The following is a 22,940-nucleotide window of genomic DNA, read 5'->3' as shown; positions in this document are numbered from 1 at the left end:
CACGGGCGCAGAGGTCAGGCATCATTCTCGCCGACAATGTCGCTGTCGTATGTCGACTTGGCGTCATCGGTTGGCGGTTTTCATACGAATACCTTGTCACCGGCTCGCGAGAGTCCCTCGGACGGGTGCGGGACGGTATACGAGGAATCGTATCGTCACTCTGTGTATCACGGCAGGTCACGCCGGGCAATGAGGCCTGAGCGGAACCTGTCGTGTGGTTCCGTCGTTGACCCCTTTTCACGACCGGACGCGGTGGGTGACGGCCAGTCGGGTGAGTGGTCGGGAAGAATGTTCTCATGGCGAACGGGCCGCGGCGGGATGCCGCGGCCCGTTCGCCCCCGTGACGCCGGTGGGCCCCCACGGCCCGGTCCGGCGCGATCTGATGACGGTGGATCAGCCGGTGAAGGCGCCGGTGCCCTCCGGGGTGCCCCAGCCGGTCGGTCCGTCGTAGCCGGAGCCGGCGGTGCAGAAGTAGCTCGTGGAGCAGTTGCCGTTGTTGCCGGAGGTCACGTCGTTGAGCGCCGAGGTGCCGGCGGCCTTGTACGGGAACTGGGCCGGGTAGGAGCTGCTGGACGGCGTGCCGGCGAGGGCGTAGACGCTCGCGATGATGGGCGAGGAGGCGCTGGTGCCGCCGAAGGTGTACCAGCCGGCGGTGACGCCGTAGGAGTCGTAGACCGAGACGCCGGTCGCCGGGTCGGCGACGGCCGACACGTCCGAGATCATGCGCTTGGTGCAGCCGGTGTCGGTCTGCCAGCTCGGCTTGGCGTCGTACTTGGAGCAGCCGGAGCCGGTGCCCTCGGTGGTGCTGGTCTTCCACACGCTCTCGGTCCAGCCGCGGGTGGTGGAGGAGGTGGCGAGCCTGGTGCCGCCGACGGAGGTGACGTACTTGGAGGCGGCCGGGTATTCGGCGCCGTAGGCGGAGTCGCCGGCGCTGACGGTGATGGCGACGCCGGGGTGGTTGAAGTACGAGGAGTCGTACGAGGTGTCCGAGGAGGACTCCGAGCCGCCATAGCTGTTGGAGACGAACCTGGCGCCGAGCTTGACGGCCTCGTTCACGGACGTGCCGAGGTTGGCCATGCTGGCGGACGTCGCCTCGACGAGCGTGATGCTGCAGTTCGGGCAGGTGGCGCTGGCCATGTCGAGGTCGAGGGAGATCTCCTCGGCCCAGCCGCTGTCGGCGGCGGGGAGGGAGGTCGTGGAGCCGGTCTGGCCGACCTTTTTGAAGCAGCCGTTGGCGGTGGTGCAGGTGGAGAGGCCGTAGTACGAGCGGTACTTCGCGAGGTCGGCCTCGGCGTTCGGGTCGTCGTAGGCGTCGACGATCGCGATGGTCTCGCCGGAACCCTTGGTGGAGGCGGCGGAGGTCAGGCCGTAGGCGGACTGGAGGTCTGAGGGGCCGTAGCCGGAGGGGGTGGTGGCGTCGGCGGCCTTCGGAGTGACGCTGTCCTTTGTCGCCTGCTGCTTCTGGAAGGCGGTGAGGCCGCCGGTGACGCGCAGGGAGTTGCAGGCCAGTTCGCCCTTTTTCTTGGGCGTGGCACAGGGGGTGGCCGACCAGGTGACCTTGGAGGAGGTGGTCTTGGCGGCGCTGGTGGCTTCGGGGGTGGCGCTCGCCTGGCCGGCCGCGGTGCCGAGTCCGGCGAACACGAGCGCGGCGGTGGCCACGGCGGCGGATGCGCTGCGGGTCCATCTGCGCCGGGTGGCGGGGGAGTTGGGGGGTGTCGTACGCAACGTACAGCCTCCTGAGAGTGGTTGACAGGGGCAGTGCGGGTGCTGATGCCACCGGTACGTGGTCCCCGGCGGCGGGCGGCGGCCCGCCGACGACTGTTGCTTGTTGAGTACGTGACAACAAGGTGGGCAGCGGAATCCTGACTTCCGCCTTACTGAAGGGGGTTGGGGGATTGCTGATCAATGGCCGCGTGATGGCGGGGGGATGGCCGTGGCTTGACCCGGGACACAGTCGACGCACAGGTTGCGTCGAGGTGCGGAGGGCTCAGGCGCCTTACGCGTACGGCGGGTTCTCGGCCCCCTCCACGAAGTGGTCGAACTCGCCTGCCTGGACGCCGAGTACGAACGCGTCCCACTTGCGGCGGTTCGTGGTGACCACGTTGTCCGGGGCGCTGGTCTCGCGGAGGTAGACGGGCGTGTCGCCGTCGTCGCCCTCGCCGAAGGCGATCTCGATCCAGGGGCCAGGGCCGGTTGCCTCCGGCGGGGCGGCCCGGGTCCAGGTGAGGTCGGTGGGGATGTCAGACACGGCCGGGTTCTTTCTTCAGTGCGGTGAGGAGGGCGTCGAAGGCGGCGGGGGTGGCGGTGAGTATCGCTGCGGTGGGGTCGCCGGATTCGGTGAGGCGGATCGTTTCGTCCGTGGTGGCGATGTGGACGCATGAGTCGCCCTCGCCACAGAAGGACGACTTCCGCCAGGTGTGCTCGGACATCTGGGTTCCCTTCACAGGTCCTGGACGATGGAGTGGATGAGGTCCCGCGACTTCTCGGGCGGGAGGGCGTTGGCCTCCATACGGTCGAGAAGTACTCGGTACTTGTGGAGCTGGGCTTCGGCATCAAGAAAGACGGGGCCGTGGGACTGGTCGAGATGGACGGTGTCGAGCTGAGGTACCGGGCCGCTGGAGTAGAAGATCGACTGTCCTGATCCCGGGAAGCCTCCGGCGGCGAACGGAAGCACCTTGATGGTGATGTGGTCCCGCTCGCTCATGTCCAGCAGATGCAGCAACTGCGTCCGCGCGGTTGCGGTCCCGCCGAACTGCATGCGCAGAGCGGCCTCGTGGACAAGAGCGTGGTACGGGGTAGGCGGGTTCCGGAAGATCACGGCTTGGCGCTTGATGCGGAACGAGACGCGGTGCTCGATGTCGGGCGGCGAGAGCTCGGGCACGACTTGGCGGAACAACGCGCGCGCGTGCTCCGTGGTCTGGAGCAGGCCGGGCATGTGGACGGTGATGGCTGTCCGCAGGCGCACTGCGTGGTGTTCGACCTCGGCCAGATCGAGGAGCACGGCGGGCAGGATCTCGCGGTACTCCTCCCACCAGCCTCGATTCCGGTCGCCCGTCATGCCGGCGACCGCCTCGACGAGGGCCTGGTCCTGGCAGTCGTAATGGCAGGCCACCGCGCGAACTCTCTCGGCGCTCACGCCTACGCGTCCGGCCTCCATGTTGCTGACCTGCGCCTGCTTGATGCCCAGCAGTTGACCCGCCTCGGTCGCGGTCAGACCGGCTCGCTCGCGGAGTTTGCGCAGCTCAGTCCCGAAGCGTAGTTGGCGACCCGTCGGGTTCCTCACAGGCTTGTCGCCTCCTTGCTGTCACTCACACGAGTGGTAGTGAATGCGATCAGTGAGAATCAGTGAATGTATTCACTGCATGCCGCTACCTTACAACTGGGCCCCTCGCCCAGAAGCGCACCGGCCGACGGGACGGCACCGCCACTGGGTAAACCGTACGCACACACCCAACTCCCCTCAGTGATCGGAGACTTCCATGGCCACCGTATCCCCGGCCTGGGCCTACACCCTGCACCTCCCGCACGATCCGCGCGCACCGGGCATCGCCCGCTCAACCCTCCGTACCGTCCTCGCCGCGCACGACCTCACCGCCCTTCTCCCCACCGCCGAACTCCTCGCCTCCGAACTGCTCACCAACGCCCACGTCCACACCCGCGGCCCCTATGCCCTCCGTCTGCGCGCGATGGAACCCGGGCGGCTCCGAGTCGCCGTGTGGGACGGTGATCCGCGTGTCCCGGCCGGGTTCACGCGTGGCGACGACGCTGTGGACGCCGTACCGCCCGACACCGCGGAAGGCGGCCGAGGGCTGCACCTGGTGCGGGCCTGCTCGGATTCGTGGGGCGCGTCCGTGTTGCGGGCGTCGGGGGCTTGGCAGGGTGGGAAGCTGTTGTGGGCGGAGTGCGGGTAGGGCTGACCAGGCTCTCACCTTCGTGCGGAACGCTGTACTGCGATGAAGCGCACGCCACGTCCCGTCCTCTACGCCGTCACTCTCCTGCTCGCCGTCACCTCTGCCTCCGAGGCGGCCGCCGACGACGGTGCCGGCCCCTTCGGGGTGACCGCCGTCGCCGTGGCGACCCCGCAGACCGCCCGAGTGGGGGCCCTGTTCGCCGCAGGCCGGCATTTCTGCACCGCGTCCGTCGTGGACAGCCCGGGTCGGGACCTCGTCGTCACCGCCGCGCACTGTCTTGACGGAGGGTCGGAGAACCTGGTGTTCGTGCCCGGGTACCGGGACGGCCACGCACCCTACGGCGCGTGGCGGGTGCGGCGGCGGTATCTGCCCGGCGGGTGGGCCGAGAGGCAGGACGAGGACAGTGATGTCGCCTTCGCCGTCGTCACCGAGCGGGGTGGGCGAGGGGTCGAGGATGTCGTCGGGGGCGGGAACCGGTTCGCCGTCGGGAGGGCGACCGGGGCGACCGCAGTGACCGTCACCGGATATCCCGCCTCCCATGAGGTGCCGGTCCGCTGCACCAACAGGCCGACATCGCACAGTCGTACGCAGCAGCGCATCGCGTGTCCCGGGTTGAGCGGGGGGACCAGCGGCAGTCCGTGGGTGAACGGGGACGGGGAGGTGGTGGGCGTGCTGGGCGGGCACGAGGCGGGCGGGGCCACGGCGGACGTGTCGTACAGCGTGGTTCTGGGGGCGGAGGCGGCCTCGCTGTACCGGTCCGCGACAAAGGGTCCTGCGGCGAACTGATCTCTGTGGCAGGGTCAGTTCGGTGGATGCACTGAAGGATCGGGACCCGGCGCACATAGGCGCGTACACGCTGCTCGCACGGCTCGGGGCCGGCGGGATGGGGCAGGTCTATCTCGCACGGTCGCCCGGGGGGCGGCTGGTCGCGATCAAGGTGATCCGGGACGAGATCACCGACCATCCGGAGGCGCTGGCGCGGTTCCGGCGGGAGGTGGAGACGGTTCGGGCCGTGCGCAGCGCGTACACGGCGAACCTGATCGACGCCTCGCTGGAAGCGGCGCCGTACTGGCTGGCGACGGAGTTCGTGTCGGGGCCGACGTTGAGTCAGGCGGTGGGGGAGCGGGGGGCGTTGCCTCCCGAGGCGTGCCGTGGGGTGTTCGCCGCGCTGGCCGAGGGGCTCGCCGCGGTACACACGCACGGGGTCACGCACCGGGACCTCAAGCCGCAGAACGTGATCCTCGCCGCGCAGGGGCCGCAGCTCATCGATTTCGGGATCGCGCGGGGCGCGGGCCAGACCGCGCTCACCGAAGCCGGGTTCGCGCCCGGCACGCCCGGATACACCGCGCCCGAGGTGTTGCTGCGGAACGAGGTCGGACCGGCGGCGGACGTCTTCGCGCTGGGAGCGACGCTCGCGTACGCGGCGACCGGCAGGCCGCCCTTCGGCATGGGCGAGGCCGCGGGGGTGAGCTACCGGGCCGTCCACGAGCCCGTCGACGTCCTCGGCGTGGAGCCGGGGCTGGCGTCGCTCATCGAGGCGTGCGTGGCCAAGGACCCGTCGGTGCGGCCGGGACTCGGTGAGGTGATCGCCCGGTGCGGGGTGCGGGCGGCGCTCGTGGAGGATCCGTTCTACGCCGGGCTCGCGCAGTTGGCGGAGGCGGTACCGCAGACGCCGGCGGCGGGCCGGGCGGGGGCGGTGCCGCGGACGCCGACCGTGCAGTCGGTCGCCGGGCCGGTGGCGCCTCCCGCCTACGCACCGGCGAGCCCGCACGACTTGCCGACGGCCGGGGCGGGGTACGGCTATACGCCCACGGAGCTGAGCCGGCCGCCACAGGCCGGCCGCCGCCGGGGCGTGCTGTGGCTCGCGGTGGGGGCCATGGTGGTCGCCGTGGGGGCGGGGACGGCGTTCATCCTGTTGGCGCCGGACGACAAGAAGGACGACGGCCAGAAGGCGGGGGGTGGCGCGGCTGCGTCTCCGTCCGCCTCGAAGTCGGCCGAGTCACCGGCGGCGTCGGAGCCGGCGGCGGGTGCGCCCGCGTACGCGGGGGACAAGATCGACCGTGTGCTGTGGAGCTCGGCCACCGGCGAATGCCAGTTGCCCCCTGGGGAGAGGGCGGTCGAGGGTTTCCTGGGGTCCATCAGCGATCCCGATGCCCCCAGCGAGACCTCGGAGACCCACTCCTTCGGGAACAAGGTTCAGCTTGGGTTTCGGGGCGGCGGCACGGCCGGTGCCAAGGAGCCGTACTACGTGACCGTCAGCGTGAAGCCGCCGCACGTCATCGACCCGGACACCGGTAAGCCCATCGAGGGGATCCTGAGCGACAACCCGAACATCGGTTACCTGAGCAAGCCCGTCGACATCCACAGTGGCAGCGATCCGACGAGTTGGAAGTACGTCACCTACCCGGACGACTTCCACTCCTGGATCAAGGGCAAGCCGGAGCCCTCCATCCCGCTCACCAACGACCCCGGTGACTGGACCGTGGAGTTCCACCACATCCGCACGCCCGACGACTACACCAGCATCATGTGTGACGGCTTCACGGTGAAATGACGCCACTCTCACCTGAAATGGCCTTGAACAGCGGCGATATGGGGGAGGGTTGAGCCGTGCGCAAAGTCTGGGTGATCGGTGGTGTGTCTGTCGGGCTCGGCCTGAGCTTCGTGATGCTGCTCGTGGTCGGTGTGTACGTCGTGGCCGGGAACCTCGTGAACGGGGTGAGCGGGGCGACCAAGGCGTTGGCCAAGGGGTCGGTGCCTGCTGCCTATCAGCCCCTCGTCCAGAAGTGGGGCAACCTCTGCTCCGCCATCAACCCGGCACTGCTCGCCGCCCAGCTGTACCAGGAGAGCGGTTGGAATCCGGACGTGACCAGTCACGCCGACGCGCGCGGCATCGCCCAGTTCATCCCCGGTACCTGGGCCACGCACGGAATCGACGGCGACGGCGACGGCGACCGCGACATCTGGGACCCGAATGACGCGATTCCATCGGCCGCGTCCTACGACTGCGAACTCGCGAAGTACGTCAAGGACGTGCCCGGCGACACCACGAACAACATGCTGGCCGCCTACAACGCGGGTGCCTACCGCGTCATAAAGGCAGGTGGGGTTCCGGCCATCAGCGAGACGCAGAACTACGTCAAGAGGATCCGCTCCCTGGAGGACAGCTTCGCCGCTCCCGTCAGCCGGGTCGACCCGTCGAAGCAGGCCGCCGGTGCCATCTACTACGCGCAGAAGAAGCTGGGCACGCCCTACCTGTGGGGCGGTACCGGTACCGCTGAGCAGGGCGGACGGTTCGACTGTTCGGGGCTGACGCAGGCCGCGTACGACAGTGTGGGGATTACGCTGCCGCGGGTTGCCAATGATCAATACAACGCTGGTCCGCATCCGGCCAGGAGTGAGCTGCTGCCCGGGGACCTGGTGTTCTTCTCGGACGACCTGACCGACTCGCGGGCCATCCGGCATGTGGGCATTTATGTGGGTGGCGGGTACATGATCGATGCGCCGAGAACGGGTGCTGTCATCCGGTTCGACCCGATCGACACTCCTGACTACTTCGGAGCCACCCGGGTCACCGAAGATGGCGCGAAAGCGCTGCCCACAACGGTGTGAACCGAGCGTGAACCTGCCACCTGAGCTGCAGTGATGAGTCTCTCTTCGATAACGTCTGAGTGATCATTCGGTGGAGTGTGGAACGTATCAACGGGAGTCGTGCGTTCCTGATGACGTAGCTGAGCGGACGACGGACGTCACAGTCGGCGTATGCGGATCTACACACCACGGGGGTGGGCAACAGCGATGCGCGCTAGGGCGCGCCGGGAGAGACGACGAAGGGGCCGTGCGCCATGGCTGGACTCGCAGAATCCGGGTCGAACCCTGACGTCGATCTGCTGTACGACATCAACGGCCTCGCCAAGGACGCGCCGGCCTGGTTCGACCGGGCCATGGAGTACGTCGGTGAGTACGGACTGCTGCTCGCCATGGTGCTGCTCGTGGTGTGGTGCTGGTGGTCCGTGCGGCGGCGGGGCGGTGAGGACGCGGCGTCGTCCGTGGCCGCCCTGATCTGGGCGCCGCTCGCCGCCGGCATCGCGGTACTGGTGAACGTGCCGATACGAGGATTCGTGGAACGGCCCCGGCCCTTCCTCACCCACCAGGGGCTGGACGTCCTCGTCTCCGGCAAGACCGACTACTCCTTCGTGAGCGACCACGCCACCATCACCATGGCCATGGGCGTCGGACTCTTCGTCGCCAACCGGAAGTTCGGGTTCTTCGGACTCGGGCTCGCGCTGCTCGAAGGCTTCTGCCGGATCTACATGGGTGTGCATTACCCGACGGACGTGGTCGGCGGATTCGCGCTCGGCACGGCTGTCGCGCTGCTGCTCTCACCCGTGGCCATGGCTCTGCTGACGCCCGTGGTCAAGGCCGTCGAGCGGTCGCCGCGGGCCGGGTGGCTGGTCCGGACGCGGGGGCGGTCGTACGACGGGCAGGACGCGGTGATTCCGGGAGCCCGGCACGAGGCCGAAACCGAGGAGCGGGACCTGGCCGCGTAGGCGCGTCCCCCAAAGCCTTCCGGTGTCCTACAGGGCCTGGGGGTAGGTGAAGAAGCGGTTCGGGTCGTACTGCTTCTTCAGCTGTGCCAGGCGGGTCGCCGCATCGCCGTAGTACGCCCTGCGCCAGTCCTTGAGGGTCGGGTCCGTGTAGTTCTGGTACGCCGCGCCCGAGGCGTACGGCTTCATGGCCGTGTGGGCCCCGGTCAGCCAGGCCTCGGCGGTCGAGCCGTTCGTGCCGGCCCGCCAGGAGGCGATGTACTGGGCCAGCATCCGGGAGCGGCGGTGGACGAACGCCGTCGCCGTGGGGGAGACGCGGTTGACGGCTCCGCCGAGGGCCGTGAACGCGATGCTGCCCGAGCCGCCGCGGACGGACCTCAGCTGCTTGAGGAGGGTCTGGACCGCGGCGGGGGAGAGTGAACTGTCGAAGAAGTCCGACCTTGCCGCGTAGGTCTCCCGGCCCAGCGCTCCCTGCGGGGAGCGGCCGGGGGTCGCGCCGGGCAGGTGGCACATCGCGTCCGTCGAGAAGGACGAGCAGCCCGCGTAGATCTCCATCGCCTCCTCGTAGCCCCGGCGGCGGAGGGCGACGCTGCTTGCCGGGGCGCCCACCTTGTCCGCGAGGCGGTCGACCGCGTTCTGGAGTTCGCCGTACGTGCCGAGGGAGAAGGCGGCGACCGAGACGGTGGCGTGGCCGCCGGAGCTTCCCGCCAGGTGCAGGGACGACCAGATCTCGTCCGGCCGGCTCGGGCCCCACTCCTGCCAGGCCCGGACGACGGCCGCGGCCCTCGACCACGGCCAGGACAGGTACGCCGTCACCGCCTGCGAGGCCGGGTGGGTCCTGAAGCGCAGTTCCGTCACGACGCCGAAGTTGCCGTTGCCCGCGCCTCGCAGGGCCCAGAAGAGGTCCTTGTGGTCCGTGGCGTTCGCGGTGAGCTGCTTGCCGTCAGCGGTGATCAGGGTGGCCTGAGTGAGGCTGTCGCAGGTCAGGCCGTAGGCGCGGGAGACGACTCCGTGGCCGCCGCCGAGGGTGAGACCGGAGACGCCGACGGTGGGGCAGGAGCCGGCCGGGATGGTCACGCCCTTCGCGGCGAGGGCTCGGTAGACGTCGATCAGCTTGGCGCCGGCGCCGACGACTGCCGTGTTGCCGCTTGCTCGGACCCGGTCGAGTTTCGAGACGTCGATGATCAGGCGGCCGTTGCCCGAGGACCAGCCGGCGTAGGAGTGGCCGCCGTTGCGGATCGCCACGTGGAGGGTGTGTGTTCGGGCGTAGGAGAGGGCCGTGCGGATGTCGTCGTTGTGCGCGACGTAGGCGACCGCGGCCGGTTTCAGGGCGTCGAAGCGGGTGTTGTACAGCTGGCGGGCCGCCGGCCAGTCGGTGTCGCCGGGGCGGACGAGGGGACCGTCGAGGGTGCGGGCGAGGGCGGACCAGGTGGCGGGGGTGGCGGCGGTGGTCGACTTGGACGCGGGGTGCGAGGGGGACCGGGAGGTTGTCGTCGGTGTCCCGTTGCCCGAGCCCGAGCCCGCGTCGCCGGCCGTGCAGGCTGTGGCCGCGGCCGTGAGGGCGGCTGCGCCGGCGGCGATGAGTGTGCGCCGATCCATGTCCCTGCCTGTGCCTTTCGTCGGGCCTTCGTGGAACGAGACGGTGGATGGGGGGTGAGGGTTCCCTGGTGCGGGGCCGGGCCGGGGCGGGCGGGGCCGGGGCCGGCGCTGGGGGTGGGTGCGCAGCCCGGCGTTGCGGGGTGCCGGCTGCGCCCACCCGTGCCGCCCCAGCGGCACGACTGCCCGCAGTTTGACGGTGTGGGGGCCCGCAGGGTGACGGGGTTGGTTCAGTCGGGCAGGTGGGCCTCCGCGTCTGCTCTTGCTGAGCTTCTTGCCCTGCGGGCCGGGCCGCGCCAGCCGCAGGTGCAGTGGGCTGTGCAGAAGCGGCCCTTTTCGACGGTTGTCGTGCGGTGGGTCGTTCGGTCGGGGGGCGGGGGGATCCTGTCCTGCTGCGCCACGCCGACAACGTTACCCAGGCCGGGTAAAGGGTTGGTACGCGCGTGACGACCCCCGTCTGCTCGTCGTTAGGCGGAACGACAGGGGGCCCGTGACGGCGTACCGGCTGGGGGTAAGGCGATGGCGGAGCGGCAGCACGGTCGGCTGGGTGGTGTGGTCGTCGCGGTGGGGGTCTTGGCCGGTGTCTGCTTCGGGGCCGCGGGGTGCTCCGGGAGCGGTGCCGCCCTCGACGCGGACGCGCGGGCCGGGGATCCGGTCGAGACCTTGCACCGGGCCGCCGACACCCTGGTGGACGCGGGGAGTTCGAAGGCCCGTACGTCCATGGAGATGGCCACCGGGGGGACCCGGGTCACCATCCGCGGCCACGGTGTGTACGACTACCGGCGCCGGCTGGGGCGGTTGAAGGTGATGCTGCCGCAGGATCCGGCGGGCACCAGCAGGCATCGGCCCATCACCGAACTGCTCGCTCCCGGGGCGCTGTTCATGAAGAACCGGGGCGCCGGGGTGCCCGCCGACAAGTGGGTGCGGGTCGACACCGCCACGCTGACCGACGGGAACCTCGTGACCGGCGGGGCCACGGACCCGTTCGCCGCCGCCGAGGTGCTGCGCGGGACGCGGACGGCGACGTATGTGGGAAAGACCGAGGTCGCGGGGACGGCGGTGCGGCACTACCGGGGGGTCGCGGATCTTCGGCGGGCGGCGCACGAGGCGTCCGCCGGGAACAAGGGGCCGCTCGCGGCAGCGGCGAAAGGGTTCGCCACGGCTCGCGTGCCGTTCGACGTCTATCTCGACGACGAGGGGCGCATCCGCAAGATCCGGCACCGGTTCAGCTTCCTGAACGGGCAGCGGGAGGGGACCGTGGCGGTCGCTTCCACGACGCTGCTGTACGACTTCGGGATCGCCGCCGACGTACGGCTTCCGGCCACCGGTGACATCTACGCGGGCAGGATCGCTGAGGAGTGAGGGCCTGTTCGGCCATGGGCGCGGGCCCGTGCGGGCGTCAAGGACTAGCCCGTCCGTGCCATGCGCAGTGTGTGTGCCGCTCCCTACTCTAGGAAGTCGGTGACGGCAGAGAAGAGGTGATGCGCGTGGCTCCGGTCGGCGGTACGGCAGTTCAGGACCACGTGGCCCTCGCCGAGATCGAGCTGTGCGGAGAGCTGATCATCGCGGCCTCGGCCGCCGACGAGGACCGGCTCAGCCTGGAGAGCATCGACGAGGTGCTGAAAGTGGCCGAAGAACGCGCGAACGCCTCCGGCTACTAGCCGGAGGCGCCCCTGCCCTCTGCCGCCTGCCCCCTGCCCCCTGTCCTGGTTTCAGCGGCGAGCCGTCATGTCCGCAGCAGGCGGGCGATCGCCTTGGTCGCCTCTTCCACCTTGGCGTCGACCTCTGCGCCGCCCTTGACGGCCGCGTCGGCGACGCAGTGGCGCAGGTGTTCCTCCAGGAGCTGCAGGGCGAAGGACTGCAGGGCCTTGGTGGAGGCGGAGACCTGCGTGAGTATGTCGATGCAGTAGGTGTCCTCGTCGACCATCCGCTGCAGGCCCCTGATCTGGCCCTCGATGCGGCGCAGGCGCTTGAGGTGTTCGTCCTTCTGCTTGTGGTACCCGTGCACACCGCGGTCGTGGTCCGTCACGAGCTTCGGCTCGGCGGCGGAGGGCGCTTCCGCGCCGGCCTCGGTGGTCGTCATCGCGTCCTCCACATCATGGGCAGACATATACCCCTACTGGGTATATGGTACCGAACTTTGCGGGGTATGTGGCCTGCGGGCGGCCCCCGTGTCGAACACTCTGCCTGATGGGCGACACTGGTGGACGGCCCATTAGCCGTGGCCGGATGATGCACCTAGCATCAGCCTGACCGAAACCGATGCACCCCGAGGACCCCTTGTGCGCTTTCGTCTGACCCCCAGGGAGACGAGCTTCTATGACATGTTCGCCGCATCCGCGGACAACATCGTCACGGGCTCGAAGCTCCTCATGGAACTGCTCGGAGCGGACACCGCCGGCCGGGCCGAGATCGCAGAGCGCATGCGGGCCGCGGAACACGCGGGTGACGATGCCACGCACGCGATCTTCCACCAGCTGAACTCCTCGTTCATCACGCCGTTCGACCGTGAGGACATCTACAACCTCGCGTCGTCCCTCGACGACATCATGGACTTCATGGAGGAGGCCGTCGACCTGGTCGTCCTCTACAACGTGGAGGAACTGCCCAAGGGCGTCGAGCAGCAGATCGAGGTGCTGGCCCGGGCCGCCGAGCTGACCGCCGAGGCGATGCCGAACCTGCGGACCATGGACAACCTCACCGAGTACTGGATCGAGGTCAACCGGCTGGAGAACCAGGCCGACCAGATCCACCGCAAGCTGCTCGCCATGCTCTTCAACGGCAAGTACGAGGCCATCGAGGTGCTGAAGCTCAAGCAGATCGTGGACGTGCTCGAGGAGGCCGCCGACGCCTTCGAGCACGTGGCCAACACGGTGGAGACCATCGCGGTCAAGGAGTCCTGACCCCTTCATGGACACCTTCGCCTTGATCGTGACCATCGGGGTCGCGCTCGGATTCACCTACACCAACGGCTTCCACGACTCGGCCAACGCCATCGCCACATCCGTGTCCACGCGTGCGCTGACACCGCGTGCGGCGCTCGCGATGGCCGCGGTGATGAACCTCGCCGGCGCCTTCATGGGCAGTGGGGTCGCCAAGACCGTCAGCGAGGGCCTGATCGAGACGCCGCACGGCAACCGGGGCATGTGGATCCTGTTCGCCGCCCTGGTGGGCGCGATCGTGTGGAACCTGGTCACCTGGTACTTCGGTCTGCCCTCGTCCTCCTCGCACGCGCTGTTCGGCGGCATGGTGGGCGCGGCGCTCGCGGGCGGTATCGACGTTCTCTGGTCCGGCGTCCTGGAGAAGGTCGTCATCCCCATGTTCATCTCCCCGGTCGTCGGTCTGATCGCCGGTTACCTGGTGATGTGCGCGATCCTGTGGATGTTCCGCAAGTCCAACCCGCACAAGGCCAAGCGCGGCTTCCGCATAGCCCAGACCGTGTCGGCGGCGGGCATGGCCCTCGGCCACGGCCTCCAGGACGCCCAGAAGACGATGGGCATCGTGGTGATGGCCCTGGTCATCGCCGACGTCGAGCAGGCGGGCGACCCCATCCCGATCTGGGTCAAGGTCGCCTGTGCGCTCATGCTCTCGCTCGGTACCTACGCGGGCGGCTGGCGCATCATGCGCACCCTCGGGCGGAAGATCATCGAGCTGGACCCGCCGCAGGGGTTCGCGGCCGAGACCACCGGCGCGTCGATCATGTTCACCACGGCGTTCATCTTCCAGGCCCCCATCTCCACCACCCACGTCATCACCTCCGCGATCATGGGCGTCGGCGCCACGAAGCGGGTGAACGCGGTGCGGTGGGGTGTCGCCAAGAACATCATCCTGGGCTGGTTCATCACGATGCCGGCGGCGGCGCTCGTCGCGGCGTGTGCGTTCGGTGTGGTGAATCTGGCGTTCCTGTAGGCCCCGGCTGCCCCGAACGGCGCCCGCCCCTGGGGGCTCCGCCCCCAGACCTCCGACCTATGCCCACCCTGCCACCCGTCTCGGTCAGTCGAAAGGCGGGGCTCGCCCGGCTGCGCTCGGCGTTGGGGGGGTTGGGAGGGGGAACTCGGCCGGACGAGAAACGGGGGTCGGCCGGCTGCCCTTGGCATCGCGAAGTGGGTGTGCCCGCAGCCGCGTACGGCGAGAAGGGGACGTGTCGGGGGGTGTTCGCCCGCAGGGTTGGCGCGTCGACGCTGGTGCGTTGGTGAGGGACCGATTCCCCGCCGTTCCGAGGACGGACACCCCCGGCGCGGCCCCGACCCACAACGACGACGGGCCCGCCCCCGATACCAGGGGGCGGGCCCTTTTCGTCCTCGCGGTGGCACCGCCATGCAGCACCGCGAGGGGATCGGGGGGTGTCGGTCAGCCGAAGCGGCCGGAGATGTAGTCCTCCGTGGCCTGGACCGACGGGTTGGAGAAGATGCGCTCCGTGTCGTCAATCTCGATCAGCCGGCCGGGCTGGCCGACCGCCGCGAGGTTGAAGAAGGCCGTGCGGTCGGAGACGCGGGCCGCCTGCTGCATGTTGTGCGTGACGATGACGATCGTGAAGCGTTCCTTCAGCTCGCCGATCAGGTCCTCGATCGCGAGCGTGGAGATCGGGTCGAGCGCCGAGCAGGGCTCGTCCATCAGGAGCACGTTCGGCTCCACCGCGATCGCCCGCGCGATGCACAGGCGCTGCTGCTGGCCGCCGGAGAGGCCCGAGCCCGGCTTGTTGAGGCGGTCCTTGACCTCGTTCCACAGGTTCGCGCCCTTGAGGGACTTCTCGACGACGTCCTGCAGCTCGCTCTTCTTGTAGTTGCCGTTCAGGCGCAGGCCCGCCGCCACGTTGTCGAAGATCGACATCGTGGGGAAGGGGTTGGGACGCTGGAACACCATGCCGACCTCGCGGCGGACCGACACCGGGTCGATGCCGTGACCGTAGAGGTCCTCGTCGTCCAGGAGCACCTTGCCCTCGACGCGGCCGCCCGAGGTGACCTCGTGCATCCGGTTCAGCGTGCGCAGGAACGTCGACTTTCCGCAGCCGGAGGGGCCGATGAAGGCCGTCACCGAGCGCGGCTCGACCGTCATCGAGATGTCCTCGATCGCCTTGTGGGCGCTGTAGTAGGCGGTCAGACCGCTTACGTCGATTCGCTTGGCCATTTTCTACTTCACTTCCAGAATCAGTCGCCGTATGGCCGCGTCAGCGACCGGTCTTCGGGGCCTTCCAGCGGGCGATGCCGCGAGCCACCAGGTTGAGGATCATCACGAAGGCGATCAGCGTCAGTGACGCCGCCCAGGCGCGGTCGTACGCCGCTCCGGAGCCCGCGCTGTTCGCGTACTGCTGATAGATGTACAGCGGCAGCGACGCCTGCGCACCCTCGAAGGGGTTGGCGTTGATGAACGGGTTTCCCCACACGAGCAGGAGAACCGGTGCGGTTTCGCCCGCGATACGGGCGACCGCCAGCATGACGCCGGTGATGATGCCGCCGAGCGAGGTCGGCAGGACCACCTTCAGGATGGTGCGCCACTTCGGGACGCCGAGCGCCAGGGAGGCTTCGCGCAGCTCGTTCGGGACGAGCTTGAGCATCTCCTCCGTGGAGCGGACGACGACCGGCATCATCAGGATCGCGAGCGCGAGCGAGCCGGCGAAGCCGAAGGGCTGCATGTCGAACTGCAGCATCAGGCTGAGGATGAACAGACCGGCGACGATCGACGGGATACCGGTCATCACGTCGACGAAGAACGTGATGGCACGGGACAGGTTGCCCCGCCCGTACTCCACCAGGTAGACCGCGGTGAGCACACCGACCGGCGCGGCGATCAGCGCGGCGAGGCCGACCTGTTCCAGGCTGCCGAGGATGGCGGCGTAGATGCCACCGCCCGGCTCGGTGTCGGCGACCACGCCCATGGAGTGGGTCAGGAAGTAGACGTCGAGGACCTTCACGCCGCGTGCGACGGTCACCCAGACCAGGGAGACCAGCGGCACCACGGCGAGCAGGAAGGCCACCCAGACCAGCGAGGTCGCGAGGCGGTCCTTGGCCTGGCGGGTGCCCTCGACGCGGGAGGCGATGACGAAGGAACCGACGACGAAGAGGATCGCGGCGATCAGGCCCCACTGCACGCGGCTGTGGAGGCCGGCGGCGAGGCCGATGCCGATCGACACGGCGAGGGAGCCGCAGGCGATGGCGTACGGGGACCACTTCGGGAGGCGGGCGCCCTGCAGCGTGCTGCGCTTGTCGGCGATGGCGGTGCTCATGCGTTGGCCCCCGAGTACTCCTTGCGGCGGGCGATGATCGCGCGGGCCGCGCCGTTGACCAGCAGGGTGATGACGAACAGGACCAGACCGGAGGCGATGAGCGCGTCACGGCCGAACTCGGTGGCCTCGCCGAACTTGCTGGCGATGTTCTGGGCGAAGGTGCCGCCGCCCGGGTCGAGCAGGCTGGCCTGGATGTCGAAGGTGGGGGAGAGCACGGTGGCGACGGCCATCGTCTCGCCGAGGGCGCGGCCGAGGCCGAGCATCGAGGCGGAGATCACGCCGGAGCGGCCGAACGGCAGGACGGCCATGCGGATGACCTCCCAGCGGGTGGCGCCGAGGGCGAGAGCCGCCTCCTCGATCATCTGCGGGGCCTGGCGGAAGACCTCACGGCTCACGTTGGTGATGACCGGCAGGATCATGATCGCGAGCAGGATGCCGACCGTGAGCATCGAACGGGGGGCGCCGCCCTCCCAGGAGAAGATGCCGGTCCAGCCGAGGTAGTCGTTCAGCCAGCCGAAGAGGCCGTCCATCTGCGGTACGAGGATCAGCGCGCCCCACAGGCCGTAGACGATGGACGGCACGGCGGCGAGGAGGTCGATCACGTACCCGATGGGGCCGCTGAGCTTGCGCGGGGCGTAGTGCGTGAGGAACAGCGCGATGGCGACGGCGATCGGGACCGCGATGACCATGGCGACGATCGAGGAGACGATCGTGCCGAAGGCGAGGACCGCGATGCCGAACTTCGGCGGAATGACGCCGGTGTTCCACTCGAAGGCGGTGAGGAAGTTGGCGTCGTCCTTGCTGATCGCGAGGCTCGCGCGGTAGGTGAGGAAGACCGCGATCGCGGCCATGATCACCAACAGCAGGATGCCCGACCCTCGGGAGAGACCGAGGAAGATCCGGTCACCGGGTCGGGTGGCGCCTCGGGCCGCGCGCTTCTGCTCGGCCTCGGTCGGCGGTTCGGTCGGGGGAGGGGCTTCGGTGTTCTTCGTGGTTATGTCCATCGGGTTCTCCGGTCTGCGGGACCGTACGCGCCGTACGGCCCGGTGGAGCCGTCCGCGGTCGGCGGCGGCTCCTGGCGGCGGTGCACCGGACGGTGCGGTCCGGCCGGGGTACGAAGGCCCCAGGCCGGACCGCACTCAGGTCAGCTCAGGCCCTCGATGGTGGTGCGGACCTTGGCGATGATGTCGGCGGGGATGGGGGCGTAACCGCTGTCCGCGAGGACGGACTGGCCGTCCTCGGAGGCGATGTAGCGCAGGAACGCCTTGGTGGCGGGCAGGGTGTCCGCCTTGTTGCCCTTGTCACAGACGATCTCGTACGTGACCAGGGTGATCGGGTAGGCGCCCTCGGCCTTGGTCGCGTAGTCCAGCTTGAGCGAGAGGTCCTTGCCCGTGCCGACGACCTTGGCGGCGCCGATGGCCTTGGTGGCGTTCTCGACGGTGGCATCGACCGGGGCGGAGGCGCCGGTGTCGATGGAGACCGCGTTGATGCCGTCCTTGGCGTACGACAGCTCCATGTAGCTGATGGCGCCGGAGGTCTGCTTGACCTGCTGGGCGACACCGGAGGAGCCGGAGGCGGACTGGCCGCCCTTGGCCTGCCAGGCCTTGCCGCCCTCGTACTTCCAGTCGGCGGGGGACGAGGCGATCAGGTACTTGGTGAAGTTGTCCGTGGTGCCGGACTCGTCCGAGCGGTGGAACGCCTGGATCTTGAGGTCGGGAAGCTCCGCGTCGGGGTTGAGCTTCTTGATCGCCTCGTCGTTCCAGTTGGTGATCTTGCTGTCGAAGATCTTGGCGAGCGTCGCCGCGTCCAGGACGAGCTTGTCGACACCCGGGACGTTGTAACCCACGGCGATCGGGCCGCCGACCATCGGGAGGTCGATGCCCTGGCCGCCTGTGCAGACCTGCTTGGAGGCGGTGATCTCTTCGGGCTTCAGCGCGGAGTCGGAACCGGCGAAGGCCACCTGACCCTGCGTGAACGCGGTGACGCCGGCGCCCGAGCCGCCGCCCTTGTAGTTGATCTGCACGCCACACGCGGCGGAGAACTGCTTGACCCAGGCGTCGATCGCGTTCTTCTGTGCGGAGGAGCCGTCGGCGAGGAGCTGGCCCTTGGCGTCGTCGCACTTGATGCTGTCGGCCGCCGCTGTCGACGTGGCGCCGCCGCCGCTGGTGCCGGTGTCGTCCGAGCCGCACGCCGTGAGGGCCAGGGCGCCGGAGACGGCGAGAGCACCGAGGGTGAGGGCCCGCCGGTTCATGCGCTGAAGCTTCACTTGAGGGAGTTCCTTCCGAGAGCCGCCGTCCTGAACCGGCGGCGTGCGAAGTCTGTACGGCTGAAATTAGGCAGAACAGGTGAAGGCGCCGAAGGTCGTGAATGAACGGGGGGTGAACCCCTGAGGACGGTGCGGTGAGGTCACGGAACGCTCACGTCGAGGACACGGAGTGATTTCCGCCGACTATCTCAGGTGGAGGGTCCGGAGCAGGGCATCGATGAGAGCACGGTCCCTCGGTTGGGTGAGGCGGTTTCGGGCCGCTTTCGGAGGGAGCCACAGGATGCGGTCCACCTCGTCGTTCGGGGTGAAGACACCGGTCGTGGCCTCGGCCGCCCAGTAGCGGACCTCCTTGGGCCGGCCGTTCGCCAGGTAGCGGACGGTGGGCAGGCGGGTGCCGGCCACGGCCCGGTGACCCGTCTCCTCCTCCACCTCGCGCAGGGCGCCGGACAGGTGGGCCTCGCCACGCTTCAGCTTGCCCTTGGGGTGCGACCAGTCGTCGTACTTCGGCCGGTGGACGAGACAGACCTCCAGTTCGCCGTCGACGGGGGAGCGGCGCCACAAGACGCAGCCGGCCGCCCGGACGGGGGGCTCCCCGGCTTCGTTCGCTCGGAGCATCGGTGTCACCGCCTCCACGAGAAGATCGGTCAGGGTGTGCCGACCGCCTGCCTCAGCCAGGACTGCTGGAACGCGAAACGTGCCGCCTCCACCTCGTGCCGCTGGTCGGCGTGGAGCACGCCGAGGGCGTACGCCGTCGCGGGGGCGATACGAGGAGTACGGGCCGCCTGGGCCGCTGCCGCCGCCGCCTCCGAGGCGTCGCGGTGGCGGTCGAGGGCCTGGCCCGCGGTGAGCAGCCGGACGTCGACGGGCCCGTCCCCGCCGTCCAGGATCTCGCGGGCGTAGCGGTGCAGGCGCAGGAGGAGACGGACCTGGTGCCAGGGGGCGTCCTGGGGGTGCGGGGCCGGGTCCGGGGAGAGGCCGTGGATCAGGGCCTCCGCGTTGTAGGGGCTGCCGGCGGTGACGAGGGGCAGGGAGCCGATCGCGTCCGTGAGGCGGTCCTCGGCCGCGGCGGCGAAGGAGTGCAGGGCGGTGGTGGCCGCCGTGGGGGTGAGGGGGACCTCGCTGGCGAGTAAGGCGATGTTGTCGGCGACCGCGTGGAAGCGGGAGGAGCCGAGCGTCTGGAGGGCGGTGCTGTGCGCCCGGGTCCGGGCGAGGGTGAGCTGGCGTTCCAGCAGGGCGCCCGCCTTCGCCGCGCCGACGGTGAGGTTGCCGCGGTCGGGGGCGGGCGCCGGGCGAGGGCCGGCGCTGCCGGTTTCCTCCCCCGGTACCTTGAGGGCCTGGGAGGTGCCCCCGGTGCCCACTCGTTCCGCCCCGGCGGAACGAGTGCCCACAGCTTTGCGGGCGGCGGGAGCGGTGTCCGTGGCGGTGTCGTCCGCGCTGCCCGTGGCCGAGCCGGCCGCACCCGGCCCGTCGGCAGGGCCTACGCCCCCGGAGCCCCCCGCGGCGCGCCCCGTGGCGGTGCCGAGGGGGGCGGTGGTGACCGGTGGCTGCGTCGGGAACACCGTTCCCGACAAGCGGTGCAGCGCCAGGAGGAGACGGTCCAGTCGGGCCCCGTACGCGTGCTCCATCGCCAGCGTTCCCGACAGCCAGGCCAGCTCGGGGCGCATCGCGTCCGACCACTCGGCGTCGAGGAGAGGGCGGAAGGTGTGCAGGCTGCCGCTGATGCGGCGGACCGAGCGGCGCAGGGCTCGGGCCGCGTCGACGGAGTCCTCCGCGCCGTTCGCGCCGGCCGCGCCGCCGGTCTCGCGGTGCAGCCGGAGCGCGCGCAGGAACTCCGTGGCCTGGGAACGCAGGTAGCCCGCGAGGGCGTCCCCCGTCACGGGCCCGGTCACGGGGTTCGTCGGGTCAAGGTGTTGCTGTGCCACGCCGGCGCCTCCGGGCGTCTATGAGCATCTCCTGGACGTTGCGCAGGGGCTGGCCGTCCTGGTCGGTCGCGTGCCGGGTCCACTCGCCGTCCGGGCCGAGGTGCCAGGACGCGGTGGTGGCCGACATGCCCGTCTCCAGCAGCCGGTTGAGGGCCGCCCGGTGGGCCGGGTCGGTGACCCTCACCAGTGCCTCGATACGGCGGTCGAGGTTGCGGTGCATCATGTCGGCGCTGCCGAACCACACCTCCGGCTCGCCCCCGTTGCCGAAGGCGAACACCCGGGAGTGTTCGAGGAAGCGGCCGAGGATCGAGCGGACCCGGATGTTCTCGGACATGCCCGTGACGCCGGGGCGGACCGCGCAGATGCCGCGCACCCACACGTCACACGGCACGCCCGCCTGGGACGCCCGGTACATGGCGTCGATGATCGCCTCGTCCACCATCGAGTTGACCTTGATGCGGACGAAGGCGGGGCGTCCGGCACGGTGGTGCTGGACTTCCTTGTTGATCCGCGCGATCAGGCCGTCCCGCAGGGACTTGGGGGCGACCAGGAGGCGGCGGTACGTCTCGCGGCGGGAGTAGCCGGAGAGGCGGTTGAAGAGGTCCGAGAGGTCCGCTCCGACCTGCGGGTCCGCCGTCAGCAGGCCCAGGTCCTCGTACAGCCTCGCCGTCTTCGGGTGGTAGTTGCCCGTACCCACGTGGCTGTACCGCCGTAGCGTGTCGCCCTCCTGACGGACCACCAGGGACAGCTTGCAGTGGGTCTTCAGGCCGACCAGGCCGTAGACGACGTGGCAGCCCGCCTCCTCCAGCTTGCGCGCCCACTTGATGTTGGCGTGCTCGTCGAAGCGGGCCTTGATCTCCACCAGGACGAGGACCTGCTTGCCGGCCTCGGCGGCGTCGATGAGCGCGTCGACTATGGGGGAGTCGCCCGAGGTCCGGTACAGGGTCTGCTTGATGGCGAGGACGTCCGGGTCGTCGGCCGCCTGCTGCAGGAACGCCTGCACCGACGTCGAGAACGAGTCGTAGGGGTGGTGCAGCAGCACGTCCCGGGTGCGCAGGGCGGCGAAGATGTCGGCCGCGGACGCCGACTCGACCTCGGCCAGGTCGCGGTGGACGCCGGCGATGAACTTCTTGTACTTCAGCTCGGGCCGGTCGAGGGAGGCGATGCGGAAGAGGCCCGTGAGGTCCAGGGGACCGGGCAGCGGGTACACCTCCGCCTCGCTGATCTTCAGCTCGCGGACGAGGAGGTCGAGGACCTCGCGGTCGATGGACTCCTCCACCTCCAGGCGCACCGGCGGCCCGAAGCGGCGCCGCATGAGTTCCTTCTCCAGGGCCTGGAGGAGGTTCTCGGCGTCGTCCTCCTCCACCTCCAGGTCCTCGTTGCGGGTGAGGCGGAAGGCGTGGTGCTCCAGGACCTCCATGCCCGGGAACAGCTCCTCCAGGTGGGCGGCGATGACGTCCTCGATGGGGACGTAGCGGCCCGGGGAGCTCTCCAGGAAGCGGGACAGCAGCGGCGGCACCTTGACGCGGGCGAAGTGGCGGTGCCCGGTGACGGGGTTGCGTACGACGACGGCCAGGTTGAGGGACAGCCCCGAGATGTACGGGAAGGGGTGCGCCGGGTCGACCGCCAGCGGGGTCAGCACGGGGAAGATCTGGTGGCGGAAGAGGGTGAACAGGCGGGCCTGTTCCTTCTCCTGGAGCTCGCTCCAGCGCACCAGGTGGACGCCCTCCTCGGCGAGGGCGGGGGCGACGTCCTCGTGGTAGCAGGCGGCGTGCCGGGCCATGAGCTCGCGCGAGCGGGCCCAGATCATCTCCAGGACCTCGCGGGGCTGGAGGCCGGACGCGGACCGGGTCGCGACCCCGGTGGCGATCCGGCGCTTGAGACCGGCCACCCGGACCATGAAGAACTCGTCCAGGTTGCTGGCGAAGATCGCGAGGAAGTTCGCGCGCTCCAGCAGCGGGGTGTTCGGGTCCTCGGCGAGTTCGAGGACCCGCTCGTTGAACGCGAGCCAGCTGCGTTCCCGGTCGAGGAAGCGGCCCTGCGGGAGCTGGGGGCCGTCGAACGGCGCCTCCTCGTACGCGTCGAGGTCGGCGTCGATGTCGGGTTCCAGGTCGGAGACGGCGGCCGACACGGTGTGCGGGCGGTGCGCGGCGATGGAACCCACGGAGGGCTGGGCGTGCTGGACCTGTGCCTGGGTGTTTGGCTGGCTCATGGACCCATTGTTCCGCGCCACGAGCGATACAGGCGCGTCGGACAGGGCGGGCGGGAGCGCGGGGGCGACACGGGCCTCCCCGTTCCCTGCTGTCCCGTCGGGGGGCGGCGCGGGCTCTGGCACGGCGGGCTTCATCCACTGAGCCTCGCAAGCCTGTCTGAACCAGCGGTTACGGCGACATGGCGTGTGGGACACCGGGGAACGGCTCACGGGCGTCCGCACCCGTCGGCGGACGCCCCGAACCGTAGGTCCTCCCCCCGTAC

22 protein-coding genes are annotated in these 22,940 nt (G+C 69.8%); 9 read left to right on the top strand and 13 right to left on the bottom strand.

Annotated features, from left to right (window positions below; translation table 11 throughout):
• Positions 1–393: 393 nt before the first annotated feature.
• The 4 genes from ACZ5XS_RS12965 to ACZ5XS_RS12950 all read right to left on the bottom strand — a co-directional run bounded on the left by ACZ5XS_RS12965 (position 394) and on the right by ACZ5XS_RS12950 (position 3,283).
• Positions 394–1,725 carry a S53 family peptidase gene (locus tag ACZ5XS_RS12965; RefSeq protein WP_468650577.1) on the bottom strand — a complete coding sequence of 444 codons (1,332 nt, stop codon included), beginning with the start codon at positions 1,723–1,725 and terminating at the stop codon, positions 394–396.
• Between the two features lie 271 nt (positions 1,726–1,996).
• A complete protein-coding gene (locus ACZ5XS_RS12960) occupies positions 1,997–2,248 on the bottom strand; it encodes a DUF397 domain-containing protein (protein WP_468650575.1) in 252 nt (83 codons plus the stop codon).
• Positions 2,241–2,429 (bottom strand): DUF397 domain-containing protein, encoded by a 189-nt coding sequence (locus ACZ5XS_RS12955; protein ID WP_468650573.1) that lies wholly within the window; start codon positions 2,427–2,429, stop codon positions 2,241–2,243. The genes ACZ5XS_RS12960 and ACZ5XS_RS12955 overlap by 8 nt, the downstream gene beginning before the upstream one ends.
• Positions 2,430–2,440: 11 nt before the next feature.
• Entirely contained in the window at positions 2,441–3,283 is an 843-nt protein-coding gene (locus ACZ5XS_RS12950; protein WP_468650571.1) for a helix-turn-helix domain-containing protein, read from the bottom strand.
• 196 nt (positions 3,284–3,479) lie between these two features.
• Here ACZ5XS_RS12950 and ACZ5XS_RS12945 point away from each other — a divergent pair, with 196 nt between their 5' ends.
• The 5 genes from ACZ5XS_RS12945 (at position 3,480) to ACZ5XS_RS12925 (ending at position 8,461) form a co-directional block, all read left to right on the top strand.
• Entirely contained in the window at positions 3,480–3,911 is a 432-nt protein-coding gene (locus tag ACZ5XS_RS12945) for an ATP-binding protein (RefSeq protein WP_468650569.1), read from the top strand.
• A gap of 42 nt (positions 3,912–3,953) precedes the next feature.
• Positions 3,954–4,697 carry a trypsin-like serine peptidase gene (locus tag ACZ5XS_RS12940; RefSeq protein WP_468650567.1) on the top strand — a complete coding sequence of 248 codons (744 nt, stop codon included), beginning with the start codon at positions 3,954–3,956 and terminating at the stop codon, positions 4,695–4,697.
• Between the two features lie 22 nt (positions 4,698–4,719).
• Positions 4,720–6,465: a serine/threonine-protein kinase gene (locus tag ACZ5XS_RS12935; protein ID WP_468650565.1), complete on the top strand. Its 1,746-nt coding sequence runs from the start codon at positions 4,720–4,722 to the stop codon at positions 6,463–6,465.
• A gap of 113 nt (positions 6,466–6,578) precedes the next feature.
• Positions 6,579–7,523 carry a C40 family peptidase gene (locus tag ACZ5XS_RS12930; RefSeq protein WP_468650603.1) on the top strand — a complete coding sequence of 315 codons (945 nt, stop codon included), beginning with the start codon at positions 6,579–6,581 and terminating at the stop codon, positions 7,521–7,523.
• Positions 7,524–7,756: 233 nt separating this feature from the next.
• Positions 7,757–8,461 (top strand): phosphatase PAP2 family protein, encoded by a 705-nt coding sequence (locus ACZ5XS_RS12925; RefSeq protein WP_468650563.1) that lies wholly within the window; start codon positions 7,757–7,759, stop codon positions 8,459–8,461.
• Between the two features lie 27 nt (positions 8,462–8,488).
• On the opposite strand, the gene ACZ5XS_RS12920 is transcribed toward ACZ5XS_RS12925, so the two are convergent.
• Positions 8,489–10,057, bottom strand: a complete 1,569-nt coding sequence (locus ACZ5XS_RS12920; RefSeq protein WP_468650561.1) for an FAD-binding oxidoreductase — start codon at positions 10,055–10,057, stop codon at positions 8,489–8,491.
• A 516-nt stretch (positions 10,058–10,573) separates the two neighbouring features.
• Between ACZ5XS_RS12920 and ACZ5XS_RS12915 the strand changes: the two genes are divergently transcribed.
• Both ACZ5XS_RS12915 and ACZ5XS_RS12910 read left to right on the top strand, forming a co-directional pair.
• Entirely contained in the window at positions 10,574–11,416 is an 843-nt protein-coding gene (locus ACZ5XS_RS12915; RefSeq protein ID WP_468650559.1) for an SCO4651 family lipoprotein, read from the top strand.
• A 119-nt stretch (positions 11,417–11,535) separates the two neighbouring features.
• Positions 11,536–11,715 (top strand): hypothetical protein, encoded by a 180-nt coding sequence (locus ACZ5XS_RS12910; RefSeq protein WP_383866744.1) that lies wholly within the window; start codon positions 11,536–11,538, stop codon positions 11,713–11,715.
• Positions 11,716–11,780: 65 nt separating this feature from the next.
• Here ACZ5XS_RS12910 and ACZ5XS_RS12905 read toward each other — a convergent pair whose 3' ends face one another.
• Positions 11,781–12,137, bottom strand: a complete 357-nt coding sequence (locus ACZ5XS_RS12905; RefSeq protein ID WP_468650557.1) for a metal-sensitive transcriptional regulator — start codon at positions 12,135–12,137, stop codon at positions 11,781–11,783.
• A gap of 199 nt (positions 12,138–12,336) precedes the next feature.
• Here ACZ5XS_RS12905 and ACZ5XS_RS12900 point away from each other — a divergent pair, with 199 nt between their 5' ends.
• Together ACZ5XS_RS12900 and ACZ5XS_RS12895 are read left to right on the top strand one after the other, a co-directional pair.
• The gene (locus ACZ5XS_RS12900) at positions 12,337–12,957 is read left to right on the top strand and encodes a DUF47 domain-containing protein (protein ID WP_030043659.1); all 621 of its coding nucleotides are present in this window, start codon (positions 12,337–12,339) and stop codon (positions 12,955–12,957) included.
• 7 nt (positions 12,958–12,964) lie between these two features.
• Entirely contained in the window at positions 12,965–13,963 is a 999-nt protein-coding gene (locus tag ACZ5XS_RS12895) for an inorganic phosphate transporter (RefSeq protein ID WP_468650555.1), read from the top strand.
• A 441-nt stretch (positions 13,964–14,404) separates the two neighbouring features.
• Here ACZ5XS_RS12895 and pstB read toward each other — a convergent pair whose 3' ends face one another.
• From pstB to ACZ5XS_RS12860, 7 genes are all read right to left on the bottom strand, one after another.
• Positions 14,405–15,181: a phosphate ABC transporter ATP-binding protein PstB gene (gene pstB / locus ACZ5XS_RS12890; RefSeq protein ID WP_217241427.1), complete on the bottom strand. Its 777-nt coding sequence runs from the start codon at positions 15,179–15,181 to the stop codon at positions 14,405–14,407.
• 40 nt (positions 15,182–15,221) lie between these two features.
• Positions 15,222–16,277, bottom strand: a complete 1,056-nt coding sequence (gene pstA, locus ACZ5XS_RS12885; RefSeq protein ID WP_468650553.1) for a phosphate ABC transporter permease PstA — start codon at positions 16,275–16,277, stop codon at positions 15,222–15,224.
• Positions 16,274–17,281 carry a phosphate ABC transporter permease subunit PstC gene (pstC, locus tag ACZ5XS_RS12880; protein ID WP_468650551.1) on the bottom strand — a complete coding sequence of 336 codons (1,008 nt, stop codon included), beginning with the start codon at positions 17,279–17,281 and terminating at the stop codon, positions 16,274–16,276. The genes pstA and pstC overlap by 4 nt, the downstream gene beginning before the upstream one ends.
• 140 nt (positions 17,282–17,421) lie before the next feature.
• Positions 17,422–18,543: a phosphate ABC transporter substrate-binding protein PstS gene (gene pstS / locus ACZ5XS_RS12875; protein WP_468650549.1), complete on the bottom strand. Its 1,122-nt coding sequence runs from the start codon at positions 18,541–18,543 to the stop codon at positions 17,422–17,424.
• Between the two features lie 183 nt (positions 18,544–18,726).
• Complete coding sequence (locus ACZ5XS_RS12870; protein ID WP_468650547.1) at positions 18,727–19,158, bottom strand: NUDIX hydrolase; 432 nt, start codon at positions 19,156–19,158, stop codon at positions 18,727–18,729.
• 29 nt (positions 19,159–19,187) lie between these two features.
• Positions 19,188–20,465 (bottom strand): CHAD domain-containing protein, encoded by a 1,278-nt coding sequence (locus ACZ5XS_RS12865; RefSeq protein ID WP_468650545.1) that lies wholly within the window; start codon positions 20,463–20,465, stop codon positions 19,188–19,190.
• Positions 20,446–22,812 carry an RNA degradosome polyphosphate kinase gene (locus ACZ5XS_RS12860; protein WP_468650543.1) on the bottom strand — a complete coding sequence of 789 codons (2,367 nt, stop codon included), beginning with the start codon at positions 22,810–22,812 and terminating at the stop codon, positions 20,446–20,448. Before ACZ5XS_RS12860 ends, ACZ5XS_RS12865 begins: the two co-directional genes overlap by 20 nt.
• Between the last annotated feature and the right edge of the window lie 128 nt (positions 22,813–22,940).

It is taken from the genome of Streptomyces sp. NPDC033131 (assembly GCF_055578365.1).
The sequence above is the reverse complement of the archived record's forward strand: the minus strand, read 5'-3'. Positions and strand labels throughout refer to the sequence as shown.